Annotated in this window: 2 protein-coding genes; one reads left to right on the top strand and one right to left on the bottom strand. The window is 36.5% G+C overall.

Going from position 1 to position 1,041, the window contains the following annotated elements:
• The coding region (locus C6988_RS10450) for a proton-conducting transporter transmembrane domain-containing protein (protein ID WP_260081542.1) at positions 1-562 on the top strand (562 nt) is incomplete at its 5' end.
• Here the strand turns inward: C6988_RS10450 and C6988_RS10445 are convergent.
• The coding region (locus C6988_RS10445) for a polyprenyl synthetase family protein (protein WP_182135337.1) at positions 552-1,041 on the bottom strand (490 nt) is incomplete at its 5' end. The two genes, C6988_RS10450 and C6988_RS10445, sit on opposite strands and share 11 nt — an antisense overlap.

The following is a 1,041-nucleotide window of genomic DNA, read 5'->3' as shown; positions in this document are numbered from 1 at the left end:
ACATGCAGGCTACATTTTGATTGGTCTTGCAATTGCACCGTTTTCTTCAGTTGGAATCTCAGGCGCAATGTTCCACATCTTAAATCACGCAGTAATGAAAGGTGCTGCATTCATTGCAATTGCAGGAATTGTAACAACTCTTGCTGTAACTAATCTTGATAAGCTAAAGGGTCTTGGACGAAAAATGCCAATCACTTCACTTGGTTTAGTAATTTCCTTATTTGCACTTGCAGGTGTTCCACCATTAAACGGATTTTGGAGTAAGTTGATGTTATTTGGTGGTGCAATAGAAGCAGGACCAGTAGCAGCTTGGGCACCATGGATTGCAATTGCTGCAGTTCTAAACAGTGCTCTATCATTAGCATACTATGGTTGGATTATGAGAAAGATGTACTTTGAAGGAGAATCTGAAAAGAGAGTTTCAGAACCAAAATCAATCATTGCAGTAATGATATTCTCAATAATCTTTATGGTAGGATTTGGTGTCTATCCAGAACCATTAATTCAACTAGCAGAAAGTGCAGCACCAATCTTGACTGCTGGTTCAGGCATTATGCCTTAAACATTGTAAATTCTATTAGTGTCTCTAGATTATTTTTTGGTTCACAATCTGGAATTCTTCTCAAACCAGATCTAGCTTTTTCTGAATAATTTTTTAGCAATTCTTCCATCTTGTTGAAGACATCACGTGGGTCTTTGCTCTTTTTTATTAGTAAATTAAATAATTTATCTTCGTTCTTCCAGTCCATTAAATCATCTCTAATTTGATATGCAATTCCAATGTTTTTTCCAAATTCTGTTAGTGCTTCAATCTCTTCTTCTGAACCGCCACCAATTATTGCACCAATTCTTGCTGCAACCTCAAATGCAGTAGCAGTTTTGTATTCTATTACTTTCAAATAATCATCAAAGGTAACATCCTCACTTGATTCGAGCTGTCCTTCAATCATCTCACCCTCACTCATTAGCATGGCAGTTGTCGCCAAATCCTTTGTAATTCTTGGATTGTTTAGCTTAGAAGAAATGTTTAGAATTAATCCT

This window comes from Nitrosopumilus sp. b1 (genome assembly GCF_014078545.1).
Classification (GTDB): Archaea; Thermoproteota; Nitrososphaeria; order Nitrososphaerales; family Nitrosopumilaceae; genus PXYB01.
Note: the sequence above shows the minus strand (reverse complement) of the source record. Positions and strands in the feature narration are given on the sequence as shown.